Raw genomic sequence first — 22,377 nt, forward strand, 5'->3', positions numbered from 1 at the left:
CAACCTAAAGAAGTGATTATGCAATATCCCGCTTGGAAATACTTAATTATTGCCGTCGTGCTACTCGTGGCCGGTCTATATGCTGCCCCTAACCTCTACCCTGACGAGCCTGCAGTGCAGATCACCAGTGCTGCAGCTGGCACGCAATTGTCTGAAGGCATTTTGACCGAGTCTCAAAGCTTGCTCGAAGAGGCAGGATTAGACAATCATGATGGTACGTTTGAGGGAAACAGTGCGCTGGTACGCCTCAACAACCCAGTTGACCAGCTAAAAGCGCAGGAAGTACTCCGTCAAAACTTGGGTGAGGACTATGTAGTCGCTCTCAACCTAGCACAGACGACCCCGCAGTGGCTGCGCGATATCGGTGCAAAACCGATGAAGCTCGGTCTTGATTTGCGCGGTGGTGTTCGTTTTGTACTAGAAGTTGATATGGACAAGGCACTTGAGCAGCGTTTGACCAGTGCCAGTCGCGATATGCGACGCGAGCTACGTGCTGAGCGAGTGGCGATCAAAGGTATAAAAACTGAAGAGCGCGGTGTTGTGTTGCATTTTGCTGACACTGATACGCGTAATCGTGCACAGAATGTGTTGCAAGGCTCGATGAGCAATACGTTTAATCTGCAATCTTCTATTGATGATCAAGGGCCTGCGTTAGTGTTGTCGTATAATGATGCAACGCTTGATGAGATCAATAGCTACGCGGTCAATCAGAACTTAACTACCCTACGTAACCGTATTGCTGAGCTAGGTGTTACTGAAGCCTTGGTACAGTCTCAAGGTGCTAGCCGTATTGTGGTCGAGCTGCCAGGTGTACAGGATACCGCTGAAGCAAAACGTGTCCTTGGCCGTACCGCAAACCTTGAGTTTCGTATGGTGGCAGACGACGCCGATACCTATACAGGCGGCATACCTCCTGCAGGCACAGAGGCATTCCCGTTTGAGACACTAGATGGTCCACCAGTATTACTAGATCGCCAAGCAATCGTCACAGGTGATAAAGTAACCAACGCACAAACTGGCGTAGATGAAAGCGGCTTACCTGAAGTAAGTATTACTTTGGATAGTGCTGGCGGCAAGCTCATGCAGAACGCCACTCGTACCGCTGTTGGTCAACAAATGGCTGTATTGTTTATTGAAAATAAGCAAAGAATTACTTACGAAGAAGATCCAGAGACTGGTGAGACGACTGAAGTTCGTACGCCTTATGCTGAAACTAAAGTTATCAACCGCGCTAACATTCAAGCGGTACTGGGTTCATCATTCCGTATCACTGGTTTAGACAGCACTGCTGAAGCAGCTGAGCTTGCTCTATTGCTACGTTCAGGCGCACTTGCAGCTCCGATGTATTTTGTAGAAGAGCGCACCATTGGTCCATCATTGGGTCAAGAAAACATTGATAAAGGCTTGTTCTCTACGCAGGTTGGCTATCTTCTAGTCTTTGCGTTTATGATTGTCTTCTATCGTCTGTTTGGGGTGATTGCCAACGTAGCACTCGCCGTGAACGTTATTATTATCATTGCTATCATGTCAATTTTGGGATCGTCTCTTACTCTACCTGGTATTGCTGGTATCGTTTTGACCATTGGTATGGCCGTTGATGCCAACGTACTGATTTTTGAGCGGATACGAGAAGAGATCGCGAATGGCGTACGGCCAAAGTCCGCTATCGTGGCAGGTTTTGACCGCGCATTTAGTAGTATTTTTGATGCCAACATCACAACCTTATTGGTCGCGTTTATCCTATTTGCGATTGGTACAGGTCCGATTAAAGGCTTTGCGATTACGCTAGCTATTGGTATTGTCAGCTCACTATTCACCGCTATTTTGGTGACACGTGCACTGGTACAAATTGCTTACGGTAAGCGTAAATCCATCAAAAGTCTGAGCATCGGTTAGGAGAATACTATGGCGATCGATAATAACAACCCTTTAGAACAGCAGAACAACCCTGATCGAAATGGCTCGACTGGTGAGGCGACTAATGCAAATACGCGACGCCGCAAAAAACCGCGTCGTGATGGTAAAGGTAGCAACACTAAAACCAATAATCCAACTGCCACAAAATCTGGCAAAAGCAGTCGTAGCGGCGGCAAAGATAACAAAGACAGTCAGGCATTATCTACTGCGACTGATCCCAATCTAGTATCAGGTGACGCCGCTGATGATGCTGCAGCCGTAGCTGAAGGTGGTATCAAAGCGGTTGGTAATCAGCGTATTATTCCTTTTATGAAGATAGAAAAGCCAATGGCGCTATTGTCTTTATTTATGGTTATCGCTAGTATCATTGCTATCGCTGTCAATGGCTTGAATTTAGGTCTTGATTTTACTGGTGGTGTCTCAGCAGACGTGCGTTATGAGCAACCTGTCGAGCAGGTAGCCGTGGTACAGGCGCTGGCAGACAGTGGGTTTGATGATGCTGTCGTACAGTATCTAGGCACTCGCGAGGAGCTACTGGTACGTCTGCCGCCTCAGTCCGACAACGTCGATGGACTAAGTGCAGATCTCACTCAAGCATTGGCATTACCTAATAATACTGCTGATATTAGCAACGTCAATATCATTGGTAGCCAAGTGGGTAATGAGGTTTACTTAAACTCAGTTATGGCGCTAGCACTAGCACTGGCCTGTATGCTGGGCTATGTTGCCCTACGCTTTCAGTTCAAGCTCTCTTTGGGCGCTGTACTGTCTCTTTTTCATGATGCCGTCGTAACTATTGGTGTGTTTGCGTTATTTGGCTTTCCGTTCGATTTGACAGTATTGGCTGCTATCTTGGCTTTGATTGGTTATTCATTGAACGATACGATTGTTGTCTATGACCGTATCCGCGAGAACTTCCGCCGTGTTCGAGGTATATCGCCCAGTCAAACTGTCGATTTATCTTTGACTGAAACCTTACGCCGCACGATTATGACCATTTCGACCGTCTTGTTGGTCGTATTGGCCATGTTATTCTTGGGCGGCGATGGTCTATACTGGTTCTCAGTGGCGCTATTTATCGGCTTGCTTGCCGGTACATACTCGTCGACTTATATCGCAAGCTCGATTCCATTACGTATGGGTCTATCGCGCGATGACTTTATTGTGAAAGTAAAACCAGAGTTCGAAGAAGAGATTGTTACTTTTAATGATCCAAAGATGTTTGAACAGGACAATGTCTAATAAGCCATATTAGCTGTCTAGCAAATTGGTTGAGCTAAGACGCGAACATAGCGTATTATTGGTCTTTATATTATCGCTACTCAAATAGTCATAATAACAGTCACAATCTTTAAAAGCGTCTAAATAAGAGCACCTGACTCATGAATGATGAGTCTAGGTGCTTTTGTCTTTATAGCTATTTTGTCTCACTTCTCATAGGTATAGCACTGCTGTTTTGCTACAGATTAAATAACATATTACTCTCTTTATCACCTCAGTATAAACGAGCTACCAATGTCAGCCAACGCTTCAACATCTAATGCCATGCCGCCTATTGATACCAGCTATAAGCGTATCATCGCGATTGCCCTGCCTGTACTATTGGCCAATCTGGCTATGCCACTGCAAAGTGTTATCGATACAGCAATCGTAGGCAATATGAATGAGACTGCCAAACTGGCTGGTATGGGTCTGGCAATACAGCTGTTGTCCTTATTGCTGGTCAGTTTTAACTTTTTGCAATACGCCTCATCGGGACTTTCCGCACAGGCATTAGGACAGTTGGCTAATAGTACTGATCGTATTACAGCAACCTCTGCCACCCCTCTGCTGTCTATCTTACAACGTGCGCTGTTGTTAGCCTTTATTATTGGCACAATACTGCTACTCGCAAAACCATGGCTGATTGATTATGGTTTACAAGCACTGTCAGCCAACCCGGAGAGCGGTCGCGCGGCAAAAACCTATCTAGATGTACGCTTTTGGGGCGTGATAGCGGAACTCATGAACTTTGCATTTATTGGATGGTTTGCAGGACAAGGTAAGACACGATATATGCTCTACCAACAGGGTTTTATCGCCATAATCAATATCGTACTGACCTTATTTTTTGTGTTTGTAATGCAGATGGGTTTGGCTGGTGTTGCTCTAGGGACGACTATCGCATTTTGGTTAGGCGTCGTAATAGCATTGTGGTTAAGTCGTCATCACCTAACGATATCTTGGAGCGCTCTATTTAGGGCTGATAGCCAACATTTCATCAAAGAAAAGATGCTTAGGCTATTTTCTTTAAACAAAGATATTTTTGTACGTACACTTATTTTGACGCTAAGCTTTGCTTGGATCACTCGCTTATCTGCTCAAAGTGGCGACGTCATACTGGCAGCCAATGCTATTTTGTTACAAGTATTAAGTATCTCAGCCTTTGCGCTTGACGGCGTTGCTGTCTCTGCCGAAACCTTGAGTGGACAGGCCGCTGGTCGACGTGACTGGCCACGTTTTCGTCTGATCGTCAAACGCACAGGTGTGGTTAGCTATGCTCTCGCTATCATGTTGAGTGCCATTTGGTGGCTTGCAATGCCCACATACTTAGACTTTATGACCAATATTGAGCCAGTATTTACCCTCGCTTATGAGTACCATTGGTATGCTGTGCTATTACCTCTTGTCGGCGTGGGTGCCTACTGGTTGGATGGTATATTTTTTGGTTTGACCGCGGGTAATGTCATTCGAAATGCGGCCATGATACTGGCTGTTGTTTTCTTTCCATTGAGTTGGTTACTTTATCACCAATGGGATATGACTGGTATTTGGCTCAGCGTGTGGTGTTTGTTGCTATTGAGATTGATCATTTTAAGTGGGTTTTTATACCGTGCGCATCAGTCAGGTAGTTATGAGATGCTACAGCCTGAATCATAATGGTTATCGACTAAATGCCTGCTTGGTTAGCCATTTTATGCGATGAGTGGTTTATCCTTAGAACGTATAAATCTATAAAAAATTAGCGAGACAAATTTAGGATATCATGTGAGTACTCATTCAAATGAATTAAGCCAGCAACACAGCAGTCACTACGACTGGGCTGAGGGGTTCAAAAAGAGCTTACCCGTTGCTATGGGGTATCTGCCTGCAGGTATTGCCTTTGGTGTGCTGACACAAGTTGCTGATATTCCCATATGGGCAACTATCATGCTCAGCATTGTGTTGTATGCCGGTGCTGCACAATACGCTTGTCTACCCATGCTAAGCGCAGGCTTACCAATCGGTAATATCGCAACCAATATCGCAGCGATCAATTTACGTCACGTATTTTACGGTATGCCATTATTACAGTATTTACCTCAACACAAACTCGCCAAAACGTATTGTTTGTTCGCCCTAACTGATGAGACATTTTCGGTGATGACCAGTCTACCCCATGAGTCACGACGAGCATTGATACTGCCTATTAGCTTATTCAATCAAAGCTGGTGGGTACTCGCGAGTGCTATTGGCGTGGTCATTGGTAGCACCCTCAGTGATTTAGTACCGCATTTAGATTTCGCGTTGGTTTGTCTGTTTGCAATTTTGGCCTATGAGCAGTTTCAAAGTATCAAGCGTTACTTTCCAATTGGTATTGCAGTGATTGGCCTAATTATCGCCTCGCTATTTACGAGTGATTGGTTGCTATTAGTAGCCATTACTATCTGTATGATCATGATTTTAATACGTGGATTTTGGATACAACGTCAAGAAATAGGAGCGCCTCATGACCAGTAGTTATCTTATTTTTGCAACACTTGCCATGGCCGCTGTCACCTTCATCACTCGTGCATTGCCAGCGCTAATACCTAGAAAAATTTTAGACACGCCTTGGCTACATCGATTGAATGAGAGCTTGCCGCTGTCTGTCATGGTCTTACTTATATTAACCAGTCTGTCTTATCAGAATTTACCAGCAGATATCACGATCAACAACTCTGAGCTCCATTTATTGATGGCTCAAGTTGGTGCGCTTATTTTGGTACTATTTGTTTATCATATTAGCCGTCAACTTTTGGTAAGTATGATCGTTGGTATTGCTGCAATCAATGGTTTGTTTTGGATACTTAGTCGATTTTTTAGCTGACTATATGACGTACGCTTGTACTACTTTCAGTATTTCTGGTTGTGCTTTACATACAAAAAAGCTGAATTCTACTCAGAACCCAGCTTTTTTTACAACATCATTCTTCAGCGGTATACGACTTATAACTCTTCAACACCCATCATATCTACTGGGGTATCGGCCACTATTTGCACACCCTTTTTACCCGTTTTAGCGGTGTCATTACGCTGTTCTTGCAAGTGATCAAGATACGCTTCATTGATCTGACCTGTGATATAACAGCCATTGAATACCGCACAATCAAAACCTTCAACGCGGCTATGCTTGGTGTCTTTTACCGCATCGATCAAATCATCCAAATCTTGGAAAATCAAACGATCAGCACCGATGATATCACGCACCTCTTCGACACTATTACCTGAAGCGATCAGCTCGTTACGCACTGGCATATCAATACCATACACGTTTGGAAACTTAACAGGTGGCGCAGCACTCGCAAAAAACACCTTATTTGCACCGGCATCTCGTGCCATTTGAATGATTTCATGACAGGTCGTACCACGAACGATAGAGTCATCAACCAATAGTACGTTTTTACCTTTGAACTCTAATGGGACAGCGCTAAGCTTTTGACGCACTGATTTTTTGCGCTGCTGCTGACCTGGCATGATAAAAGTACGACCGATATAGCGGTTTTTCATAAACCCTTCACGATATTTGACGTTCATTTTGAGCGCCAACTCCATGGCTGACGTACGTGACGTGTCTGGAATGGGGATAACCACATCGATATCATGTCCGTCACCCCATTCAGCAAGAATCTTATCTGCCAGTTTTTCACCCATGCGTAAACGTGACTTGTAAACTGAGATATTGTCCATGATTGAATCTGGGCGAGCAAAGTACACATACTCAAAGATACAAGGCGTATATTCTTTTTGCTCTACGCACTGATGCGTATGCAATTTATGGTTCAAGTCGATAAAAATCGCTTCGCCTGGTTTTACATCACGAACGATAGTGAATCCTGACCCTGTTAGCGCTACTGACTCTGAGGCGACCATATACTCGGTACCGCCGTTCTGTGCCATGCGTTTACCAAAGATAAGCGGACGGATACCGTTTGGATCACGGAATGCCAGCAGACCATGACCAGTAATCAAAGCCACAACGCCATAAGCACCCTCACAGCGTTTATAAACCGCTTTTACTGCTTCAAAGATATCATCAGCCGTTGGATGAGTCTTGCCAAGATTTTGCATCTCGTGCGCCAGTACATTTAGTAGCACTTCTGAATCTGAGTCAGTATTTAGATGACGACGATCTTCGATATATAGCGATTTGGCCAAACTCTCAGCATTGGTCAAGTTGCCATTATGTGCAAGCGTAATACCATAGGGTGAGTTGACATAAAATGGTTGGGCTTCAGCGCTGCTAGAGGTGCCAGCGGTTGGGTAACGAACGTGACCAATACCAAATTTACCAACCAGTTTCATCATATGACGATTCATAAATACGTCACGTACCATGCCATTCTCTTTACGTAGATAGAGTCGCCCATCTTGCAAAGTGACAATACCTGCTGCATCTTGCCCGCGATGCTGTAGCATCGTCAAGCCGTCATAAAGTATCTGATTGACTGGCTCATGAGCTGCAACTCCAATGACTCCACACATAATAGCTATATCCTATTTTGACCCACACATTAGTATGACAATAACGGCAAATGCAACGACAGCATGTTGCTAAAATCACTCACTGTCGTCCACCGCTAACCTGATGATTTTGTAAGACACTTAACGATAGTTTCTGGTAACTTGTTTTTGATGATCCGCGACACGCACAAACATTTAGAAGTATAAAAAGAATGAAAACTTTAGAAAATTACGATTGATTGACTTGATCCCAAGCCATGCCCAACACATCTGAAACCAAAGCTTTGCCCATGGGTGCATAAGGCATGAGTTCAGGGGCAAGTACTGAGGTCTGCCATTGCGGCATCTGCACCAATAGTGGTGCACTGACACTCAAAATGACCAATACCATCAAGACGTTTTTGGCAGCACCAAGTACCCCACCAGCCATTTTATCAACCACACCTAAGCGTAGGGTTTTGAGTACGCCTGAGAACACAAAAGCCACCAAGTGCATGATAGCCAATATTGCAATCACTACCAACAAAAAAGCCAACGCCATTTGTAACACAGGGCTTTGTACGATACCAGACAGTTGAGGCGATACTACGCCTGCTAGGCGAGTTGCGGCAATAAGCGCAATGAACCAACCTACCAAGCCTACTGCTGTTTTGATCAGTCCGACTTGAAAGCCACGCCACAAGCCAATCAATACAACGATAGCAATCACAATATCTAGACCGCTCATACTTTGCGCCTCACTACCTGCTTCATGTGATTAGCCTTCCATGGCATCATAATACCCACCAATTGCTTGAATACACGACTGTACCAGTCCAGGACCTCTATAGATCAGTCCTGTATAGAGCTGCACCATGTCTGCACCCGCTTCGATTTTTTTGACGGCCTTGGCACCACTATCGATACCGCCGACACCGATCAAAGCCACTTTATCATCCAGCTGATCGGAGAACTGCTGCAAAATCTGAGTGCTAATATGGCTGACTGGTCGACCTGAAAGACCGCCCATTTGATCGCCATCACGCAAGTCTTCGACACCCACACGACTCAATGTTGTATTGGTCGCGATCAGACCATCGATTTCAAAATCTAACAACTGCTGTGAGATATAGTCGACTTGTAGAGGCTCTAGATCAGGGGCAACCTTTAATACTAACGGCACATAAAAACCATATTCAGTGGCTAACTGACTGTGACGGTTCTTAATCGTATCCATCAGCTGGGTCAACGCTTCTCCACTTTGCAAATCACGTAAGTTCTTGGTATTTGGCGATGAGATATTGACCGTAATATATGACGCATGAGGATAAACACGCTCTAGACAATAGACATAATCATCTGCTGCTTGCTCTACTGGCGTATCAGCATTCTTGCCGATATTGATACCGATATTGCCTTTATACTTGCAGCGTTTGACGTTATCAATCAGATAATCAACGCCTTCATTATTAAAACCCATACGGTTGATAATAGCGTCTGCTTGTTTGATTCGAAACAGTCTGGGTTTATCATTACCCACTTGTGGTCTTGGGGTGACGGTACCTACTTCTATAAAGCCAAATCCAAGCTCAGCTAAGGCATCAATATAGTCACCATTTTTGTCCAGACCTGCGGCAAGACCAACTGGATTAGAGAATTGCAATCCCATACAGTCTGTGGGCTGCATCGACTGACCATATGCCAGACCTAAGACGCGCGCCTTATGTGCCTTGTCCAATAAAGACAAAGTCATCTCATGGGCGTGTTCAGGATCCATATTAAACAAAAAAGGACGAAGTAAGGCATAAGACATAATGACGACAGACCCTGCTCAAAAGCAATAGTGAATAAAGAATATGAATAAAATCAAGCGCAGCGATTATATCAGCTTAACAGAAACAAGGGCAAAGTTTCATACGGTAAATTTCCACCCCAAAGTAACTCTTAGCACTCCTAAGCATTCAGTAAATGACGATAATAAGTCACTGCCTGTTCAGTGCATCAACATCAAAAAACACTCAAACCATATTAAAGCACTAAGGTACTGGGCGACCATCAGTTAGGGCAATCCAACCACGAACGATACGATATAGATGCCAGATAAAGGTAAAGGTCATAATCAATAGACCAAATCCAGCCAATAATATGGAACCAATGGCAATATTACCGCTATCGGCCAACACACTAACCCCAAATCCGCCCAGTGCAAAGGTGATGATAACAACGCCAATGACAAACCAGACAATACTGTACCAGAAGGTTTTGATTTGCCAATCAAAATGCGTGGCTAACCATGACCCATTTGTATCATGGCGCTTGGCATAGTTCATCACAATCGGCACAATCCATAATAAACCAGCAGTAAAGTAACTGATCACATATAAGAAATAAGTAATGTGGTTGTAAGTCACCAAAGAACGGTGCTTGTCTTTGCTCATACTGTCACTCATCGTAGGCAATCTTCCTTACTGAGTTGGCTATCTAGATATTTTTTTATGATACGTATTTGTAGGTAGCAGTGACTAATAAATAGTTAATGGTGCCAGTAAATGGCGTTTCAATGACATTCAAGCTAAAATAATACTCAAGCTAAAATGGCACCTAATCTAAGATGTTGGACCCAGCACGCCGTCTTAAGCACTGGCCATCGCTCATCTTAACTGATATATCACGTTTAGCACACCACACTATGAAGTGATAGTGGCTTGCACTTCAATGGATTTGTCCGTTAGGTTTTGCTGCATAGATAACTGCATGAACTGCCAACCTTGCTGCTCAAGCTTACCAAGTGCAGTACTGACAACAGCTTGACTAGGATGCACAAACCTCAACTGCACCGAATCGCCAGCAGAAACGACTTGAGCGTCCGTAATACCTGAATTATTGAGTAGCGCACTGATGCGATTGGCAGGTGGCATGTCAGCCACGCCGTTAGTAGTATTATTAATATTCAATGCATTATTATCAATATTACCTGCTTGCGCACGCAACCAAAAATAATCAGATACTTGCTCTTGATAGTTACTTTTGCTGGCTTTTGCGGCTTGATGAATACTATAACCGCCATAGCCACCGATAAATAACAGCAGAAACACGGACAATACAGCTAATGCCAGCTGGTCACGTGGTGGTAGAGCTTGCCAGCGCGTTGCCAGCATGTTTTGATAACTGCCAATCTGAGCTGAGAGTGCATGCGTTGTAGTATTGGATGCAGAGCCAGCTGCACTACGTTTGGTACGGCGCTGTAATCGTTTCATATTTTAACCTTTATTACCGATACCTAGATGAGTTATGACGCTGCCACATTGTCTGTTGCACCACTCCCTTCCACCACATTCACAGTGATCTGACCACTGAACTGACCTTGCTCATTACTATTCACTTGTGCAAGCTTAGCACTCAATCCCTGTGCAACCAGTGTGCTCGTAAACTGATCTAGACTGCCGCGATCAGGTGCAATGAGCGTAAAACTGAGTGTTGATGGTTGCATGACTAATGATTGCGCGCGTAGCGAGGACTGTTTGATCAAAGGTGATATCTTTGATAGTGCGGCTATATGCGACTCGGGTGCTTGGCTGTCGCTCATCAGCTTGGGTTGCAGTTGTACTTGGAGTTTGGTACGTGTACTGAGTGGCTCATCAGCGAACCAAGATTGATACTGCGCCGCGATTTCAGTCTTGGTTGCAGCAGTGGCCTCGTTGTATTTGTACCACTGTACGCCATCGGTTGCCATCTGTAGCACCAAGGCCGCTAGCGCAACCATCATTGCCACTCGCAGATAAGGTGATAGCTGCGAGTCAGTTGATTTAATAAAAAAGTTAAGAGCATGACGTTCAGGACCGTCAATGGGTTTCGGTATACTCGGTAGCGTCGTCAATAACAATTGAGAATCAGCGATAAGCGCTGTTGTTTGTGCGATGGCGCTGGTTATCGCTAGCGTCATCTGGGTATCTTTTGTACCCGCAACGTCAGCCTTGTTAGGTTCTATAGCCGCGTTTAGACCATCATCTATCAACTGACTGTCTACAAGACTCGAAGCCTCAATGGACGATAGCATCATCACTTCACTTAAGTGTGGCAGACGCTCCAATATCAGTGGCAAATAGCTGACAGCCATACCTTGGCGCACTGACTGACGCAATAGCATGGTCTGCTCATCTTGGTACAGTGTCACTTGCTGACCTGCTCCCTCCTCTGGTGGCGGCAACAATAAAAAATCAGGAAGTAAGGCAACGATATTCATGCCAATAAGCTGAGCACTTTGCTGCCAGGACTCAATATCGCTTTGCGCCAGTGCGTACAGCTGCGTAGTATCAGCATGACCTAACTGGCGAATAGCCAATTGCTCAACAGGTGTGAGCGAGGTCTCTTCAAACAGATACTGCTTACCGCTGTTGCCTAGCTGCTTGAGCTGAGTAGCACTAAGCTCGGTATCTACCTGCAGTGCATAGCTTGAGGGAAAATATAGGCAAAGTGACTTTTGGCTATTGGATTTATAATGGCTATAGACAGTTTGCAGCTGCTGCCAGCTGTCAACCATTTGCCACTGCTGTACCTCTTCATGCCAGACAGCTAACGGACTATGCTGCGCTCGTAACCAAACGTGTAACACTAAACGTGTCCTCAATTATTGATGCAATTGTAACCATACGTTCATGAGGCAGAACCCCAAAGGCATCTGCTGAATGTCCAAATTTTTTAGTATGGCTGATCAGGCACAAACCGATCCACTTCTGTTGCCATACCTGTCATCACAAACTCCATCTCAAACACTCTAGCTTCTGCCAAAGAGAATGACTCAGGAGACTCACCGGTAAGCAGCCCCGCTATATAAGCAACAATCGACATATGGCAAACCACTACCAGACACTCCGCGTCAATATTAGCGATATCTATTAGCGCCTGACGAGCATTATCAGAAGGCGTGATGTTGGGTTGGATAGATGATGGTGTTTTTGGCGCGCGCGACTGGAATGCAGACAGTGTCTGTTGCGCGCGTTCATAAGGACTGACTATGAAACGATCTGGGCTATAATGAGTGGTCACGTACTCCGCCGTTTGCACTGCTTGCTGCTGACCAAAATCAGTCAACTGGCGCGCACTATCTGGACGCGTCTCATCTTCTGCTTGACCATGACGTACTAATATAATTTTCATAACCTTCCTTGGTGCATGTGGCGGCAGTGTATTTTGCCTAATAGTACTTTGCCTAAATGATAGGCCTTACTTGCTATCAGCATCATTGGCATTGTCTGTAGCACTGTTTTTCATATGAGCGGTCAGCGCGGCATTGCTATGGTCATGAGCCATCACAAACTCAACATCACTACGGAATCCTGCTTCCATCAAATGTAGTGCCACGCCTAGTGCTGCCTTATCTTCATAAATCACGGCATAGAGTGCATGGGTAATGGGCATATAAATGCCCGCTTTAGTGGCTTTTTCGTGAACCTGCTGAATCGTATTGACCCCTTCAGCAGTTTGACCGAGCTTTTTGACAGCGGCGTCGATACTCATGCCACGACCGAGCATATTGCCGATACGGTAGTTGCGACTCAATTCTGAGCTGCAAGTAGCGTATAAATCCCCGACTCCCGACAGACCTAAGAAGGTGAGCGGATTTGCCCCTTCTTCTACACCGAAACGACTCATTTCTGCCAGCGCACGGGTCAGTATCATTGCCTTGGTATTCTCGCCCACTTCATAGGCAGCTGCCATACCCATAGCAATGGCGTAGATATTTTTGAGTGCGCCTCCAAGCTCAACGCCGCGTATATCATCGCTAGCAAACACTCTAAAAAACGCACTATGCAGCGCAGCTTGTACGGCATGGCGTAATGGTTCCGACTCACTTGCTATGACTGTAGCAGATGGCATGTTTTTCATAATTTCGATAGCCAGATTTGGCCCTGACATAACACCAAAGTTTACCTCAGGCAGCACTTCTTTGATGATGTCGCTCATCATCGCAAAAGTATCTTTCTCCATGCCTTTTGTCAATGAGACAATAGACTGTCCGCTGATAAATGGCGCGATACTCTTGAGGGTCTCGCGAAAGGCCAAGCCCGGTACAGCAATAAAGATGATATCTTTGTCTCTGACGCTTGCCGCCAAATCATGGCTGTATTTTAGACGATCATCAAGCTTGTAGCCCGGTAGATATTTTTTGTTGGTCTGGGTTTTTGCCATCGCTTTGACAGAACGTTTATTACGTACCCATAGCGTGGTATCACAGCCATTACGTGCGGCCAAATTTGCCATTGCCGTACCAAAGCTACCACCACCCAAAAATGCCAAACGCAGTTTGGTAGGATTACTATGAATATCTGCCATATCCTTTGCAACTGCAGACGCCACTGGACTCGGTATTGATTTCTTACGACCGATGCCTGACTTACTTGCACGCTCTAAGATACCTGCCAGCATACCGTTTTGTTTGTCAGACATATTGTTGCTCGTCTCATCACTAGCGCTGCTATTGTCTTTGTTGCTATTGTTAGGGCTTGTCATGTTCTTTTATCCGTGTTGACTGACTTATTATCAATAGAATCTATCTTACCCCTGATATCTTAGATACACAGGTTGACTGTCTATTTTGGCAATACTATTACCAAGAAATCCTATAGGGTCAAATCATGACTCGAAGCGTACTAACGGTTCGATATCGATAGGTTTGCGGGCAGACTCATCTTTGGGGCTTGTGCCAGTATAAACAAAAGCGGTCACATAATCATCTGGCCCTACGCCAAAATAGGCTTTTACTGCCGGCTCGTTACATAGTAGTCCAGTACGCCACACCGTACTAAACCCTTGGGCTTTTAGCGCCAATATAAGGTTTTGCACCGCAGCGCCAGCACTAAGCATTTGCTCAAATGGTGGGACTTTTTTATGCGCTTGCATTTGAGTAACCACAGTTATAATCACTGGTGCACGAAGTGGCATAGTGTGGGTTTTTTTGATGGTCTTCTCAGACACCTCTTCACCATCTTGTAATGCCTTTGCTTTGACGGCTTCAACCAGAGCACTGCCAAGCTCATGTCGCGCGTCACCTTGCGTCACAATAAATCGCCATGGGCGCAATTTTTTGTGATCTGGTGCTGTTGCTGCGCACTCAATAGCAGACTCAATCTGGTCACGCGTCGGTGCTGGTGTATCTAGATTACCCATACTGCGTCTTGAATTAATCCAACCTATTAACTCATCACTGGTAGATGACATATCGCTTCCTGATACATTTTTCACGGACAGCTTATTGTCTAGCGTTTCTTCATTTGTCGTAGTCATTTTTTTATCCTTATTTATTATTATCTATTTTTACTGATTGTTTGTAATATTTATCACTGACTGCCTAATTCTTATTACTCAGCAGTTCTAAAGAATAAATCTTTGACAGTACTTTTAGAAGCAATGAGCATAGAGCATCAGCAATACAGCTTTAAGGAGAACTACGCGGCATCCTCGACACGGTGCTCCATACGTAGGTAGTCTTCTGATTGCATCTCAAGCAAGCGCGAGCGAGTACGCTCAATCTCAAACGCCAGCTTTTCTCCCTGATATAAGTCCAAAATCGATTGTTCTGCTCGTACCAAGAGTTTTACACGGCGGTCGTAAAACTCGTCAACAAGGTAGATAAAGCGGCGCGTTGGATCACGCAGATCATCATCCAAGGCAGGAACTGAATCGACCAATACCGTACTGAACTGTTTGGCAAGCTCAATAAAATCAGATGCTGAGCGCGGTGCCATGCACAGATGGCGGAAATCACAAAATAGAATATCGTCAGTACGCGCATTGACTTTTACTTCGCGACCATTAATAGTAATAGGATCATTACTGATTTTTTGGTTATCAGACAGACTGGCAAAACGGTTGGCTAACCAGTGATGGTTGGCCTTGGTCATTGGCGACTCATATAGCTCCGCTTGCTGAAGCACTCGCAGACGGTAATCAATACCAGAGTCAATATTCATCACTTTTGTATGGCTTTCAACTTCTGCAATGGCTGGCAAGAAGCGGTCACGGTGCAGGCCATCTTTGTATAGTCCAGCGGGTTCAATGTTTGATGTGGCGACCAAGGTAATGCCGCGATTAAACAGCATAGTGAACAAATCACCTAAAATCATAGCATCGGAGACGTTAGACACAAAAAACTCATCGAAACAGATGATGACCGCTTCTTCATAAATAATATCGGCGACCTTTTCGAGTGGATTGCTTTCACCTTGGAGTTTGTTCAACTCTTGATGGACGCGCTGCATAAAATGATGAAAATGCAGGCGCATTTTGCGCTCAATGGTCAATGAATCATAGAACATGTCCATCATCCACGTTTTACCGCGTCCCACACCGCCCCACATATATAGCCCAGTTGGTGCGACCGGTTTAGACTTCAAAAACCCAAAAAAACCTTTCTTTTGCGGCGCACTATTGATGAGCTGATGGTATATCTCATCAAGGGAACTCATGGCCTGAAACTGCTGCTCATCACGGGTAAACTCATCTGTACTGACGGCTTTCTCGTAACGTTGCAATGGAGATAAACTCATAATACGACTCATCGTTGGATTCAATAAATATCAAAATTAAATAACAAAACAGTGGGATAGCCAAGTATCTGACAAGAAACACTACCCGTCAACACACTTCACACCAAGGTACTTTATTCAAAAACATGGGCTGTGAGATGTACTACAAAAAGCCTCTTCAAAGACAAAGCTGTGAAATAACGGCCTTTGAAGAACAATTATAAAGCCAAAGCTAGCCGTCATGCCCAAAGCTATGGGCTTCTAATAATTTTTTGAGCTCTGACAAGCGTCCATGGAAAAAGTGTCCAGCACCATCGACGACGCTAACCTCAAGCCCTAGACGATCTGCAAACGCTTGCATATTGTCAGGTTCAATCACTTCATCAGCATTGCCATAAATCTCAAAGGTTTTGTCAGCCGGTAGATCAATGTCACTACTGTCGTTTTTTTCGACTGATGGTGCAATAAGGGCAATTTTTGAAACTTCAAAATCACCCACTCCCCATATATGCGGGGCTTCAAGCACTTGTTCAGCCACGCGGGCTGTGACATATCCACCAAAAGAAAAACCACCAAGCCATAGTTTACGGGCATTGGTTTGTTCGGTGATCCATTGTAGCACGGTCATTGCATCGACGACTTCACCTTCCGCGTAATCGTGCTCACCTGTCGACTGTCCTACCCCGCGAAAATTAAAGCGCACCACATGCATGCCATTATCACGAGCAAAGCGATACATAGTCGTGACTACTTTGTTATTCATCGTACCGTCAAACAGGGGATTAGGATGACACAATAGCGCCACGGTATCGGTGTTTGGATCATTCGGATTGTCTTGTTGCCATAGTGCGTCGACCTCGAGCACACCAGCAGGAGCAGGAATCAATTGCATAGTATTACTTTTTAATAAAAAATGAATGGCTCAATTATGCTAGATATGATTTATATTTCAAGTAATTTGCTGTGTACGGCTGTGTCTTGTTTTGTTTTAAACGAATGAAAGTTATTTTTAGCCTTGGGATTTAGGCTTTATACCTCACTCATTTCACTAAACCCACTTATGGCAGTGTCTCGTCGCAATATCGCTGCAATACAACACACCATAAGCATCTAGACATTTAATATATCGTTAGGTTACATTCATAAAGCTTTACTTATAACCATGATGTTTTGTTCGTAACCTCAGGAATCATTTATGAATACTTTTAATAAAACCGCCAGTCTAGGTGCGTGTTTCGCGGCTATACTGACATTGAGTGCGTGTCAAAGCACACCATCATCGCCTGTGATTCAACGTGCCAATTCCATTTATGAGACTACTGGTATCAGCGATACTAAAGTAAAGGCGCAACAGAATGCCATAGATAGTGCGCAAAAAACCTGTCGTAGCAAGCAAGTGATTATCGTAGAAGACAGCGTGCAATATAACGGTATCTTGAATGAGCGTACTGGTCGCATGGTTGGACAAATGGGTGCAGTCGTTGGCTCTATCTTTGGTACAGGCACACCTAACTTGTCGCGTGATGATGACTATGAATATACTATTAGTTTTCGTTGCCAATAAGCCAACAACCTACTTTATACGATAGCCACCTTACGGATGGTAAATTTACGAGTCATCTGCTGATATCACAGACAATCTGATGCCAATCAAATAGCCAACAAGCTTCGATGTCGATAATATATCGCTCAAAGCGTGTTGGCTTCGCTTTTTGTACACGCCCTTTTGGGTTAAACTGTTCATATTCTACTTATCACTACCTCATCAGTCTTTGTATTTCAATCATCTTCGGTCTCATATCATGCGCAAACCCAATCTTTCAAATATCAAACCCGCCAAAGTATTAGCGCCTGCTAAAGATTTGGCAACATTGGAAGCAGAACTCGCTGAGCAAGAAGACCATTTAGAAGATACCGTCCTACGCCTGAGCGACTATTTATCGGCGGTTGAAATGGTCATCAAGCAAACCTTTGATCACCGTGTCTGGGTCAAGGCGGAAATCCGCAATTTATCAAGTAAGGGCGGTCACTATTACTTTGAGTTGGCAGAAAAAGACGACGATGGCAAAGTAGTTGCCAGTTGCCGCGGTAATCTTTGGCGTTTTAAAGCGTCTCGTGTGTTGGCTAAGTTTGAGCGCGCAACAGGCATGCCCCTTGAGCGTGACTTGACTGTCCTACTCAAAGTATCGGCAGGTTTCCATGCCCAATATGGTTTTTCTATCACTGTTGAAGATATTGATCCTAGCTATACACTAGGTGACTTAGCACGGCAATATGCGGAGATGGTCGATCGCTTGACAGGCGAAGGCCTACTGCATCTTAACCGACAGCTTTCGACTCCTTTTGATATCGAGCATGTACTGGTCATCGCACCCGAAAAGGCTGCTGGATTGGGTGACTTTCAAGCCGATGCAGATCGCTTAGCGAATACAGGCGCTTGTCAGTTCCACTATCATCATGCGACCTTTCAGGGCAATCACGCGCCTGCCGAGATACGACAAGCGATTGTTAGCGCCCAACAGGCGTTTTATGATACTTACCAGCACCTACCAGACCTGTTAGTCATTATTCGTGGCGGCGGTGCAGTTGGTGATTTGGCTTATCTGAATGATTATGAGTTGGCAGCGTTGGTTGCTGAGCTACCTATTCCTGTCTGGGTCGGTATCGGTCATGAGCGGGACCGCGTGATTTTAGATGAAGTTGCGCACACAAGCTTCGATACGCCTTCCAAAGTCATTGCTGCTATCCATAACCATTTAGCGCAGCTCGTCTCTCAGACGCTACAATATCAAGCGCAAATTAAGCAAGCCGCTCAGCGCCAATTGAATACTGCCGAGCAACAAACCACGCGCCAGTTGAGCCAAATACAGTCGCAAACTATCGGACAGCTCACCGCTCTACAAAAAGACAGTGATTATGCGTGGCGTAGTATTCAACAAAGTGCGCAGCGCCAAGTAAAGCAAGCCGCCAGATTAACGACTGAGCGGTATGTACAGACGCAAAACTTAGCGCATCAGCAGCTCATAAAGGCCACTACTCGTAGTAAAAATTACCAAGAGTCCATTATGCAAAACGCCCAACAACAAGTGATACAAGCGAAGCGCGATAGTGAACATCTGCGAGACATTGTACTATTACATCGACCCTCTCGCGTGCTCAAGCAAGGCTATACCATGCTTATGGATAAAAAAGGCAAACAAACACTCACCAGCAGCACCCAACTGCATCCTGAGCAAACGGTCAATATTATTCTAAAAGATGGTAGCGCAACAGCACAGATTATAGATATCACTATGGATAAAGAAGTAACAGAAACCTCAGGCACTTTGACTTAACAAAATAATAATATCTAAAGAACACTCGTCTACTTACCTTTAAACATTAGGAAATTTTATGACCACCCCTACTCGCAGACGCAAAAAAGCCGCCCCAAAAACTTTTAAGGCGGCCTACGATATTTTGAAAACCAATGCAGCCGAACTACAGCAACAAGACGAGCCTGACATTGACAACCTGATGACCACCGTTGAAGAGTCTATCGCCGCTTATCGCGTGTGCGAGACTCGCATCAATGCGGTTCAACAAGCATTGGATGCCGCCTTTGCTGAAGAAAATCCTACTAGCGACTCCAAGCATAATCAGGCTGATAGTTAGACAACAGAGTGTTTTTCTGGCTTACTCTGGTTCATCTACCTCAAACACTTGACGAAGATAGGCAAGATACGTGTCATTATTGATCATGGTCTTGCCTGGGCTATCAGATAGCTTGGCTACTGGCTGACCATTGCACTCTACCAGTTTTAGTACGATATTGATTGGTGTAATACCCATGTCATTGGTCAGGTTGGTGCCAATACCAAAGCTGGTTCTGATACGATGTTTAAAGTATTGATGCAGCTCCCACGCCTTCTCTAAGTTCAAGCCATCACTGAAAGTCAGAATCTTGGTCTTTGGGTCTATTTTTAGCTTTTCATAATGGGTAACTGCTTTATCACCCCAAATATAAGGGTCGCCACTATCGTGGCGTAGCCCATCAAAGAGCTTGGCAAAATATAAGTCAAAATCACGCAGGAACGCATCCATTCCGACTACGTCGGTTAAGGCAATACCTAAGTCGCCACGGTATTCATGTACCCATGCTTCAAGTGCGGCCTTTTGTGAGTCACGCAGACGCACATCCAATGCCTGAAATGCCTGCATGAACTCATGTGCCATCGTCCCTATTGGCGTCATTCCAAGCTGCTTTGCCAAATATACATTAGAGGTACCGCTCACGATCTTTGGTTCAGCGTTGTATAACGTCTCCACCACATGCGCTTGCCAGTGTTTACTAAAACGTCGACGCGTGCCAAAATCAGCAACGATAAACGGCGGTGTATCGACACCATTGTTTGCTTGCTCTACCGCATATTGGTGCAGTAGCGTGACCTTTTCATCGAGTCGGCGCTGTCCTTCTTCAATCACGCTATCATTCGATAGTGCATTAAAATATAGCTCATTGACGATAGCCAGCACAAATACTTCAAAGAACATCGCTTGAATCATCGGTCCTTCGATATCGATAGATAAGCGCCCTTTTGCATCGGTACTGACAGTAATAAAACGGCGCTTTAGCTTAAATAACTCAAGATAATCGACGAAGTCTGAACGCATAAAGCGCAAACTGCGCAGGTAATCCAACTCATCTGGTAAAAAACGCAGCTCACACAAGCTGTCTAGTTGCTGCTCTAAGTCTTTTTGGATGTCAGCCAATGGATAGGCCGTGTCTTTGTTATTGCGGCAGCGAAAACGATAAACACCATGTGTCTGAGGGAACTGATGCAGCATGGCTTGTAGCATGGTAAATTTGTACAAGTCATTATCAAGCAGTGAGGTAATGATCGGGGTATAGGTAGCAGTCATGCTATGGCCTTAGAAGTGCAAAATGAGAAACAAGCGTCACTGAATAGACCAAGCGACATTGCAACATTGTATTTGAGATATAAACTGTACTTAAAATATAGGCTGTATTTGAACTATAAATAGTATCTAAATATTAAACGACAAACCTTTATCAAGCGCGGGTTATCAAAAAGCCATTAAGTATAACGAAGTTTGGTGTTTATTTCAGAGTTCACTATAGATTGCAGCAAAATTAGTACAACCTTCAAATTAGTGAGCTGGCATGTTGAGCATATGACACAGAAAACGCTAAGGCTTAGCTTAGCGTTTTTTATTTATTTTAGATCAGAGTTTTCTTAGTATTTATCAAGTCTTATTAAGTATTAAGATCTATCAAGCTTTTGCACTCATGAACTGCTCGACATAGTCATCAACAGGATTATGCCGTAACTCACTTGAGGTGCCAGTCTGTATCAATCGTCCACCATTTAAAATACTGATGCGCTGACCGACTTTGATAGCTTCATCAATATCATGAGTGATAAAAACAATGGTTTTGTTGAGTCTGTCTTGCAGTGCAAGCAGCTGATCTTGCAGCTGGGCGCGAATAAGTGGATCAAGCGCAGAGAATGCCTCATCCATCAACAAAATCGGATTGTCGGTTGCTAATGCTCGAGCCAGCCCGACACGCTGCTGCATACCGCCTGACAGCTCGTCTGGGTAACTGTGCTCTACATTGGTAAGTCCCACTTCATTTAGCCAGTGCCGTGCACTCTCATTGCGTTCATTCACACTCATTTTGCGGACACGTAGCCCGTAAGCGACATTTTGCATCACTGTCATGTGCGGCACCAAACCAAAATGCTGAAATACCATACTAACCGTCTGCTGCCGATAGTGCTGCAATTGCTTATCATTAAGCGACAAAATATTGGTGGCGGTTTCTGAGAGTTCCTCTGCTGCTGGGTCGAGCGTTTCTATTCTTCCTGCACGGCTTTTAGTATTTGTCACTGCCTGAGTAATACGATCTGCATTAAGCGCAGTATCCACCCATATCTCACCACTAGTAGGATCGATCAAGCGATTAAGATGACGTATCAACGTAGACTTACCAGAACCTGATAGTCCCATGATGCAATGTAGCTCGCCTGCTTTGATATTCAAATTAATATCGTAAAGACCCACCGAGTAGCCAGTTTGTTCTTTGACAGCAGTACTGTCCATACCCTCAGCCAGTAATGCCAATGCAGATTGTGCTTGTGTGCTATTGGCATTATAAATTTTGCTGATATTTTTTAGTTGGATATGATTCATCATTGCTCTCACTATTGCC

Annotated in this window: 21 protein-coding genes; 8 read left to right on the plus strand and 13 right to left on the minus strand. The window is 44.6% G+C overall.

Annotation, left to right across the window (positions count from 1 at the left end):
• Nucleotides 1-18 precede the first annotated feature (18 nt).
• The 5 genes from secD to AC5JP1_RS04810 all read left to right on the plus strand — a co-directional run bounded on the left by secD (nucleotide 19) and on the right by AC5JP1_RS04810 (nucleotide 6,025).
• Entirely contained in the window at nucleotides 19-1,896 is a 1,878-nt protein-coding gene (gene secD / locus AC5JP1_RS04790; RefSeq protein WP_493843348.1) for a protein translocase subunit SecD, read from the plus strand.
• A 9-nt stretch (nucleotides 1,897-1,905) separates the two neighbouring features.
• Nucleotides 1,906-3,159 carry a protein translocase subunit SecF gene (secF, locus tag AC5JP1_RS04795; RefSeq protein ID WP_493843349.1) on the plus strand — a complete coding sequence of 418 codons (1,254 nt, stop codon included), beginning with the start codon at nucleotides 1,906-1,908 and terminating at the stop codon, nucleotides 3,157-3,159.
• 273 nt (nucleotides 3,160-3,432) lie between these two features.
• Complete coding sequence (locus tag AC5JP1_RS04800; protein WP_493843350.1) at nucleotides 3,433-4,836, plus strand: MATE family efflux transporter; 1,404 nt, start codon at nucleotides 3,433-3,435, stop codon at nucleotides 4,834-4,836.
• 108 nt (nucleotides 4,837-4,944) lie between these two features.
• Entirely contained in the window at nucleotides 4,945-5,676 is a 732-nt protein-coding gene (locus AC5JP1_RS04805; RefSeq protein WP_493843351.1) for an AzlC family ABC transporter permease, read from the plus strand.
• A complete protein-coding gene (locus AC5JP1_RS04810; protein ID WP_493843352.1) occupies nucleotides 5,666-6,025 on the plus strand; it encodes an AzlD domain-containing protein in 360 nt (119 codons plus the stop codon). The genes AC5JP1_RS04805 and AC5JP1_RS04810 overlap by 11 nt, the downstream gene beginning before the upstream one ends.
• Before the next feature lie 119 nt (nucleotides 6,026-6,144).
• Here the strand turns inward: AC5JP1_RS04810 and purF are convergent, their stop codons facing one another.
• The 11 genes from purF to AC5JP1_RS04865 form a co-directional block, all read right to left on the minus strand.
• The gene (gene purF / locus AC5JP1_RS04815; protein ID WP_493843353.1) at nucleotides 6,145-7,680 is read right to left on the minus strand and encodes an amidophosphoribosyltransferase; all 1,536 of its coding nucleotides are present in this window, start codon (nucleotides 7,678-7,680) and stop codon (nucleotides 6,145-6,147) included.
• Between the two features lie 208 nt (nucleotides 7,681-7,888).
• The gene (locus tag AC5JP1_RS04820) at nucleotides 7,889-8,386 is read right to left on the minus strand and encodes a CvpA family protein (protein ID WP_319050280.1); all 498 of its coding nucleotides are present in this window, start codon (nucleotides 8,384-8,386) and stop codon (nucleotides 7,889-7,891) included.
• Nucleotides 8,387-8,416: 30 nt separating this feature from the next.
• Nucleotides 8,417-9,451: a quinone-dependent dihydroorotate dehydrogenase gene (locus AC5JP1_RS04825; protein WP_493843354.1), complete on the minus strand. Its 1,035-nt coding sequence runs from the start codon at nucleotides 9,449-9,451 to the stop codon at nucleotides 8,417-8,419.
• A gap of 223 nt (nucleotides 9,452-9,674) precedes the next feature.
• The gene (locus tag AC5JP1_RS04830; protein ID WP_493843355.1) at nucleotides 9,675-10,088 is read right to left on the minus strand and encodes a DUF4870 family protein; all 414 of its coding nucleotides are present in this window, start codon (nucleotides 10,086-10,088) and stop codon (nucleotides 9,675-9,677) included.
• Nucleotides 10,089-10,325: 237 nt separating this feature from the next.
• Nucleotides 10,326-10,895, minus strand: a complete 570-nt coding sequence (locus tag AC5JP1_RS04835; protein WP_493843356.1) for a type II secretion system protein M — start codon at nucleotides 10,893-10,895, stop codon at nucleotides 10,326-10,328.
• Between the two features lie 32 nt (nucleotides 10,896-10,927).
• Nucleotides 10,928-12,250, minus strand: a complete 1,323-nt coding sequence (gene gspL, locus AC5JP1_RS04840; protein WP_493843357.1) for a type II secretion system protein GspL — start codon at nucleotides 12,248-12,250, stop codon at nucleotides 10,928-10,930.
• Nucleotides 12,251-12,336: 86 nt separating this feature from the next.
• On the minus strand, nucleotides 12,337-12,795 hold the full coding sequence (locus AC5JP1_RS04845) for a SixA phosphatase family protein (RefSeq protein ID WP_493843358.1): 459 nt from the start codon (nucleotides 12,793-12,795) through the stop codon (nucleotides 12,337-12,339).
• Between the two features lie 66 nt (nucleotides 12,796-12,861).
• Complete coding sequence (locus tag AC5JP1_RS04850; RefSeq protein ID WP_493843359.1) at nucleotides 12,862-14,148, minus strand: NAD(P)H-dependent glycerol-3-phosphate dehydrogenase; 1,287 nt, start codon at nucleotides 14,146-14,148, stop codon at nucleotides 12,862-12,864.
• A gap of 123 nt (nucleotides 14,149-14,271) precedes the next feature.
• On the minus strand, nucleotides 14,272-14,856 hold the full coding sequence (locus tag AC5JP1_RS04855; RefSeq protein ID WP_493844436.1) for a nitroreductase family protein: 585 nt from the start codon (nucleotides 14,854-14,856) through the stop codon (nucleotides 14,272-14,274).
• A gap of 227 nt (nucleotides 14,857-15,083) precedes the next feature.
• Nucleotides 15,084-16,184: a cell division protein ZapE gene (gene zapE, locus AC5JP1_RS04860; protein WP_319050273.1), complete on the minus strand. Its 1,101-nt coding sequence runs from the start codon at nucleotides 16,182-16,184 to the stop codon at nucleotides 15,084-15,086.
• A gap of 211 nt (nucleotides 16,185-16,395) precedes the next feature.
• Entirely contained in the window at nucleotides 16,396-17,055 is a 660-nt protein-coding gene (locus AC5JP1_RS04865; protein ID WP_493843360.1) for an alpha/beta hydrolase, read from the minus strand.
• A 303-nt stretch (nucleotides 17,056-17,358) separates the two neighbouring features.
• Between AC5JP1_RS04865 and AC5JP1_RS04870 the strand changes: the two genes are divergently transcribed.
• The 3 genes from AC5JP1_RS04870 (at nucleotide 17,359) to xseB (ending at nucleotide 19,817) form a co-directional block, all read left to right on the plus strand.
• On the plus strand, nucleotides 17,359-17,727 hold the full coding sequence (locus tag AC5JP1_RS04870) for a hypothetical protein (RefSeq protein WP_319050271.1): 369 nt from the start codon (nucleotides 17,359-17,361) through the stop codon (nucleotides 17,725-17,727).
• A gap of 238 nt (nucleotides 17,728-17,965) precedes the next feature.
• Nucleotides 17,966-19,498 carry an exodeoxyribonuclease VII large subunit gene (gene xseA / locus AC5JP1_RS04875; RefSeq protein ID WP_493843361.1) on the plus strand — a complete coding sequence of 511 codons (1,533 nt, stop codon included), beginning with the start codon at nucleotides 17,966-17,968 and terminating at the stop codon, nucleotides 19,496-19,498.
• A 58-nt stretch (nucleotides 19,499-19,556) separates the two neighbouring features.
• Nucleotides 19,557-19,817 carry an exodeoxyribonuclease VII small subunit gene (gene xseB / locus AC5JP1_RS04880; protein ID WP_493843362.1) on the plus strand — a complete coding sequence of 87 codons (261 nt, stop codon included), beginning with the start codon at nucleotides 19,557-19,559 and terminating at the stop codon, nucleotides 19,815-19,817.
• A gap of 21 nt (nucleotides 19,818-19,838) precedes the next feature.
• On the opposite strand, the gene pncB is transcribed toward xseB, so the two are convergent.
• Nucleotides 19,839-21,065: a nicotinate phosphoribosyltransferase gene (gene pncB / locus AC5JP1_RS04885; protein ID WP_493843363.1), complete on the minus strand. Its 1,227-nt coding sequence runs from the start codon at nucleotides 21,063-21,065 to the stop codon at nucleotides 19,839-19,841.
• A gap of 372 nt (nucleotides 21,066-21,437) precedes the next feature.
• Nucleotides 21,438-22,358, minus strand: coding sequence for an ATP-binding cassette domain-containing protein (locus tag AC5JP1_RS04890; RefSeq protein ID WP_493844437.1), 921 nt, complete (start codon nucleotides 22,356-22,358; stop codon nucleotides 21,438-21,440).
• Nucleotides 22,359-22,377 lie beyond the last annotated feature (19 nt).

The sequence above is a fragment of the Psychrobacter sp. H29 genome (genome assembly GCF_059073055.1).